The sequence below is a fragment of the Leptolyngbya sp. FACHB-321 genome, from assembly GCF_014695975.1.
GTDB lineage: Bacteria > Cyanobacteriota > Cyanobacteriia > Leptolyngbyales > Leptolyngbyaceae > Stenomitos.
On the sequence record NZ_JACJPI010000081.1, the window covers coordinates 351,575 to 358,137 of the forward strand.

General features: G+C 48.6%; 6 protein-coding genes and 1 pseudogene. 5 read left to right on the forward strand and 2 right to left on the reverse strand.

The window, feature by feature from the left end; all coding sequences use genetic code 11:
• Window positions 1-54: 54 nt before the first annotated feature.
• On the reverse strand, window positions 55-1,347 hold the full coding sequence (locus tag H6F76_RS25010; protein WP_190512298.1) for an ATP-binding protein: 1,293 nt from the start codon (window positions 1,345-1,347) through the stop codon (window positions 55-57).
• 367 nt (window positions 1,348-1,714) lie between these two features.
• Between H6F76_RS25010 and H6F76_RS25015 the strand changes: the two genes are divergently transcribed.
• The 5 genes from H6F76_RS25015 (at window position 1,715) to H6F76_RS25035 (ending at window position 6,276) form a co-directional block, all read left to right on the forward strand.
• Window positions 1,715-1,939, forward strand: a complete 225-nt coding sequence (locus H6F76_RS25015; RefSeq protein WP_190453450.1) for a hypothetical protein — start codon at window positions 1,715-1,717, stop codon at window positions 1,937-1,939.
• An 86-nt stretch (window positions 1,940-2,025) separates the two neighbouring features.
• Window positions 2,026-3,204 carry an AI-2E family transporter gene (locus tag H6F76_RS25020; protein ID WP_190512362.1) on the forward strand — a complete coding sequence of 393 codons (1,179 nt, stop codon included), beginning with the start codon at window positions 2,026-2,028 and terminating at the stop codon, window positions 3,202-3,204.
• A 59-nt stretch (window positions 3,205-3,263) separates the two neighbouring features.
• Window positions 3,264-4,052 carry an HAD family hydrolase gene (locus H6F76_RS25025; protein ID WP_190512300.1) on the forward strand — a complete coding sequence of 263 codons (789 nt, stop codon included), beginning with the start codon at window positions 3,264-3,266 and terminating at the stop codon, window positions 4,050-4,052.
• 109 nt (window positions 4,053-4,161) lie between these two features.
• Window positions 4,162-4,743, forward strand: a complete 582-nt coding sequence (locus H6F76_RS25030; RefSeq protein ID WP_190512302.1) for an FKBP-type peptidyl-prolyl cis-trans isomerase — start codon at window positions 4,162-4,164, stop codon at window positions 4,741-4,743.
• Window positions 4,744-5,049: 306 nt separating this feature from the next.
• Window positions 5,050-6,276, forward strand: a complete 1,227-nt coding sequence (locus H6F76_RS25035) for an LON peptidase substrate-binding domain-containing protein (RefSeq protein WP_190512303.1) — start codon at window positions 5,050-5,052, stop codon at window positions 6,274-6,276.
• Between the two features lie 176 nt (window positions 6,277-6,452).
• On the opposite strand, the pseudogene H6F76_RS30725 reads toward H6F76_RS25035, so the two are convergent.
• Window positions 6,453-6,563: pseudogene (locus H6F76_RS30725) on the reverse strand (IS982 family transposase); the annotation flags it as partial.

The window sequence follows — 6,563 nt, forward strand, 5'->3', positions numbered from 1 at the left end:
ACCGCTGACAAAGGTAACACAGATTCGCTTGCACTTGCTACAAATTGTTCCTTTTTAGGCGAAAACGGCTGGGGAAACCCCACACTCCAGCGATTGCACAGGAATTTTAATCTGAAATGTCGTCCCTTGCCCTGCTGTAGACGCGCAATGCAGATGTCCACCATGTTTTTCGACGACAATTTGATGGCTAATTGACAAGCCCAGCCCAGTGCCCTTGCCGACTGCTTTAGTGGTGAAAAAAGGATCAAAAATGTGCTGTCTTACAGGCTCTGATATACCTGTTCCATTATCAGCAATCTCGATCAGCAGCCAGCCAGTCTCTTGTCTTGTCTGAATACGAATTGTGGGTAAAAATGGCTCGACTGTCTGTGAAAACTTTGTTTCAGCTACCAGTGCATCGATCGCATTGCTAAGGAGATTCATAAAAACCTGGTTGAGCTGCCCCCCATAGCACTCTACTAGAGGCAGATCGCCGTAGGCTTTGACCACTTGAATACCAGGACGATCGGACTTTGACTTCAGGTGGCTCTGCAAAAGCATAAGGGTACTGTCAATACCTTCATGAATATTGACAGGCTTTTTTTGAGTCTCGTCTAACTGTGCAAAAGTGCGGAGCGACTGCACCAATTGACGAATTCGATCAGTGCCAACTTTCATGGATGACAGCATTTTCGGCAAATCTTCATTGAGAAACTCTAAATCGCTGCTAGCGATCGCACTTTGCACGTTTGCTGTAGGTTGGGGGTACGCCTCCTGATAGGTCTGCAAAAGCCGCAGCAACTCGTGCGTATACTCTGTCGTATGTATTAGATTGCCGTGAATGAAATTGACCGGATTATTAATCTCATGGGCAACGCCTGCAACTAGCTGCCCCAGTCCAGACATCTTTTCGGTTTGAATAAGCTGTAACTGTGCTTGCTGAAGCTGACTGACTGTTCGCTCTAGCTCCTGGTTTGCAGCCTCCAACTGAGCCGGACTGGGCAACGCCAACACTTTGGGCACCAGCGGAATGAGTTCTAGCGCTGTAATGACCGAGATAAGTGCAGTGCAGGCTTTGATTGCGCCCGCTACCCAGTACGTTGGATGCCAGATTGTCCAAATATCCATGATGTGCCCAGCACCGCAGGCAATGATGAAGGCACCAAACAGCCAAAAAATCCAGTTGAAAGGAATGTCTTTGCTTTTAGAAACAAAGTAAACTAGCGTCACAGGAATGGAGAAATAAGCAAGCGCGATCGCGCCGTCGCTGATCACATGCAGCCAGACTAACTCTGGCTGCCAAAGATAGCAGTGCCCATGTGCAACAAACCCCTGTGGATTAAGAAAACTTTGTAGCGCTTCTAGCATAAGAATCCTCACGAAAACACACGGTGACTTGTCAGCTTTGGTATGAGCACCTTGCTTTATTGAGTGGCACCCATAACTTCAACGGTAGAATGCCCAGATTTGGCGCATCATCATCAAGTTGGTTGAGCAATAGCCGACCTGAATGCTAAGAGCAGGTGATTCTAGAGAAATAATTCGGGCTGTAAGCAAAATGACTGCTAAGGTGAAAGATTGTACGAGCAGTACGCACCAAACCTCAAAGCAGTTGATACTTGATGCAATCATCCCCTTGATCGTTTTAACGGTATGCCTCTCATTGCCAGACTAGTTTTGTGATGTCGGGTTATTGCCGTCAGTGTGTGCCGTTAGCAATGAATTGCCACTAGCAATGATTGGATTGATTGGTAAGGTTTTGGTGTTCTCTACAGCGCTAGCGATCGCTATCAAATATGGTGCCCCAGCGCTGTCCCTTGCTCCGACAACAACGAATGCACTCCTTGCGGTCTGGCTACCCGCCACGATCGCCGCATTTACGCTTGGCTGGCGTTGGCAGCGAGAGCGAAAGGGGATGAAGGCTGCCGCCGTAAGCGAAAGCCGAACTTACAAAGGTTAAGGGATGAAGACTGAGCATTGAGTGGGCTTACCTGCTCTGGCTCATTAATGGCTAAAAATTTCTGCCCCTTTCATGTGGAGTGTGCGGTGAACTTGGGTCAATGGATTGGTTTTTTAGCGCTGGTGGTCTGCCTCTATATCGTCTGGCAAATCCGTCAAGTGCTGCTGCTGGTGTTTGCCGCTGTCGTGCTGGCAAATAGCTTAAATCTGCTGTCGCGACGCTTTCAACAGGCTGGAATGCGGCGATCGATAGCAGTCTTGCTCTCCGTTGGTTGCTTTGTTGCTGTCTTGGTTGGCTTCTTTCTGCTGATTGTGCCATCGTTCGCCAATCAGTTTCAGGAGTTGATTGTGCTGGTGCCAGCAGGGGTCGATCGCCTGAATGGCTGGACGAACAATCTCATTCGCATGGTGCCCAGTACGTTCAGCCCTTACCTGCCTAACCTTGACAGCTTGGGTGCACAGATTCAGCCGTATATCAATCGGCTACTTGGCAGTTCGTTTGCTTTCTTCTCTAGCTCACTGGGAGCGGTTGTCAACATCTTGCTAGTGTTGATTTTAGGGCTGATGCTGTTAATTAATCCAACAGCGTATCGACGTGGCTTCATCCGTCTGTTTCCAGCGTTCTATCGTCAGCGAATCGATTACATTCTTAAAGAGTGCGAGTCTTCACTGGGTCGGTGGATTGTTGGTGCATTGATTAGTATGAGCGTTGTTGCCGTCCTCAGCAGTACTGGACTAGCATTATTGGGTGTCAAAGCTGCGCTAGCACAGGGCATTTTAGCGGGTTTACTCAACTTCATTCCCAACATTGGTCCAACCTTAAGCGTCGTATTGCCGATGGCAACCGCTCTGCTGGACTCACCCATTAAATCGCTCTTTGTTTTTATTCTCTACATTGCAATTCAGCAGTTTGAAAGTAATCTGCTGACTCCGTTTGTCATGGCGCAGCAGGTTTCTTTATTGCCTGCCGCGAGCTTGTTAGCACAGGTCTTTTTTGCAACAGTTTTTGGTTTTTTGGGCTTGGCGTTAGCGCTGCCGCTTACGGTCGTCAGCCAGATCTGGATTCGTCGGGTTTTGATCGAAGACGTAATGGATCAATGGGGCGTAAAGCATCAAAAGCGCCTGTCTCCTTCGTTAGATGGTCAGCAGCCAACTGATGATTATGCTCCACCTGTGATTACGGAAACTGTGCTACATCCCCGTCCCCTACCGACGGATGAAGCGGCGCTAAAACCAGCAGATGATACGTCGCTCAACAAAGATTAGGCGGCATTGGTAGCCAGGCAGCAGCACATCTAAGATATCCTCACTTTACTGAGATCTTCATGTCTAAACTTCAAGCGCTCATTTTTGATGTTGATGGTACGTTGGCAGACACCGAGAGAGACGGGCATCGCGTTGCCTTTAATCGGGCGTTTGCTGAAGCTGGTTTGGACTGGGAGTGGTCAGTTGAACGCTATGGCGAATTGCTAGCGGTGACGGGCGGCAAGGAGCGGATTCAACAGTACTTAACGACTGACCATCCAGACTTTGAGCCACCGGGCGATCGACGGGAGTGGATCGCAGGCTTACACAAAGCTAAGACAGCACACTACACGCAGCTTATTGAGGAAAATGTGGTGCCGCTACGCCCTGGTGTGAAACGGTTGCTTCAGGACGCGCGCGAGGCTGGACTAAGGTTGGCGATCGCCACCACCACTACGCCAGCTAACGTGACGGCTCTTTTACAAACAGCACTTGGTGCCGATAGCCTTGACTGGTTTGAGGTCATTGCAGCCGGTGACATTGTGCCTGCCAAAAAGCCCGCACCGGATATTTACGACTATGCGCTAAAGGCACTGCAACTTGAACCTCACGTTTGTTTAGCGTTTGAAGACTCCCACGCAGGCTTGCAGTCATCGCGACAGGCAGACCTAGCTACCGTAATTACGGTTAATGACTATACTCAGAAGCAAGACTTTACAGGCGCGTCGCTAGTGGTTGATCATCTGGGAGAGCCAAATCTACCGTTTGAGGTATTAGCAGGAGAGACCGGCGGCAGCACCTTTTTTGACATCAAACTCGCGCAATATCTCCAAGATCTACGGCACTCATCCGGGGCTTCTACCACCTGAATCCTTGTACAATGAGCGGTGTAAAGTGAGCAAACGTCGGCATTCGTCTGTCGATCGCGCTCACTCAATGCTAATCGCTGCACACTACTGTTTGAACAGGAGGATCATTTTGAAGGAAATTTTAGTCAGCCTGGGCGTTATGGTTGCTTGTGTAGTCGTGCTGGTTGTGTCTCAAATTGGTGGCAAGCAAGATGCCGCGCTAGCACAGCCTCTGCAAGTAAAGCAGTCCAGCGAACTGGCCGCATCCCAAGTGCCCGCCACTGTTAACCCTCAAAGCAGCGCCTCGGCTGCACCCATACTCATGGCAGATGCTTCAACTTCACCTACACCGAAAGAAACTGGAGACAAGGTTTCTACTACAACGCCCTCTGGCTTGAAGTACGTTGATTTGGTGGAAGGGACGGGCGACTCACCAAAGTCTGGTCAAACAGTGACAGTGCATTACACTGGCACGCTGGAAGATGGCACGAAGTTTGATAGTTCGCGCGATCGCAACCAACCATTCAAATTCAAGATTGGTGTTGGACAAGTGATTAAAGGCTGGGATGAAGGTGTTGGCAGTATGAAAGTCGGCGGTCGTCGTCAGCTCACCATTCCCTCCGAGTTGGGCTATGGTGCGCGTGGGGCAGGTGGTGTTATTCCTCCCAACGCTACTCTTTTGTTCGACGTTGAGCTACTAGAGACCAAATAATAGTTTCAGTAGAACCTTAATAGCAAGTCTGAGGACTTTTTAAGCCGTTAGCATTTAGTACATCCCATTTTGTACTGAGCGCTGACGGCTTTCCCATTACGGCTGCTCAGCCCTTTCCTATAGTGCGATCGAGCTTCTTGCTTGCTAATTTAATGTACGATGCGTTGCTCTAACGTAATGCATTAATACTCTAAGAAGTATGAGTTACACACTCTAAGAAGTATGAGTTACACTTCGCCACCCGTCCTACAAATCATAAGAGTCTAGGTACTTCTAGAAGCGTTTTGCATAGGAGTTAAGCCTTCAATGAGCAATGAGCTTAATTTTGAACTCTCTGGCGGTACTGATGTTGCTAAGTGGTTTCTCTTTCATCCAGAAGATCTGGCCCACCGTTGGCATGCTCCCCCTAGTTGGTGGATTGAAGATTTTGCCGTAAGCAAGGAGTTTGCGGCTGGCAGTTTAGTTGCGGTCAGTACTGGTAAAGATGGCGGTTTCAAAATTCGCTTTACGAATCGGGGCTTGACCGAGCGCGAGCAAACCTATGTCAGAAAAACAGCGGCATTTCGACTGCGAGTGTTGCATGGTCGCCTCTATCTAGATGGTGGTTGGGCTGTACCAGAGGTAAACCAAATTAACCCGGAGGAGTGTTACTCTTCTGACGATGCCTGGATTACGTTACCGAATGGTGATTATCGAGCCACAGTGTATGCCATTGCCTGGTTTGAGGAACCGGGCGCTATGGATGAGAACGGGTATTCAACACCTCAAGCCTTGACCACGTATGTTGTCGAGCTTCAGTCTGTAGCGAGTTTGGAAGAGATTGTTCCACCTACATCCATTCCAGACCTAGATCCTATTCTTTACACGTTTGAAGACAGTGACTTACCTGAAGCAGCTTGGCTCACAAATGAGGAGTACACGGAACCCCTTGCCCCTGTATATCCACTTTTGTACTGGCATGAAGTGATCTTTCCAGGCATAGAACAAGAATTTTCTCTTGAACCGGATGCACCCTTTGAGGTTGTAGATGGGCAAATGGTCATCAGTTACTCTATTGACGAGCAAGCGATCGGGACATTGTTCAGTGTCAGCCAGATGCCCAGTAGAAATATGTGCTACTTGATCTATAGCTACCACATGGAGCGCTTACAGCGGTATGACTATGACTACTTGCAGGGCGTGGGAACGCGGCTAGTACGGTTGAATCGAGTGTTTGAAAAAGAAGAAGATCTCTGGGTCGAGGTCGAACCTTATGAACCACCTCCTGTCTCTGTTGACCTATGTGCGATCGCTCGTCTGAAGCAACTGTTTGCCGACTACGCAGACAAAAATGCCACCTACCAAGAGCGCATTCAGTTCCACCATTTCTATGCAGAGAGAGTAGCATCTCTCACGAACCCAAGAGAGTTAGGTTGGTTTATCGCTAATGCCATTGATTTCAATGGTGATCAGCAGCAAGCGTTGCTGACCTTATCAGATGCCGACCTAATTGAGGCGTTAACCCAAGCCCTGGAAAGACGATTAAGTGAATGATGAGTCTTGACTTTTAGTAAGTGTTTTTTGACGAAGGTTCATATCATTCATACTCGTGAATCAAAGCAACAAAAGATGAGTACGATCGCCCCTCATCATAATTGAATCGAGACTGCGAAACCCAACATTTATGCTCTAGCGCGATCGCTGGACGCTAGTAATAACGTCAGTTCGGGTTAAGCCGGAAGGAGCAAATTGTGGTCAAGGGCAATGGATGGCTTCTTTGGCTGATGGCAATAGGCAATCAATCCGCCCAAGATATTGACAAAGCAATTGACTGGAGAACG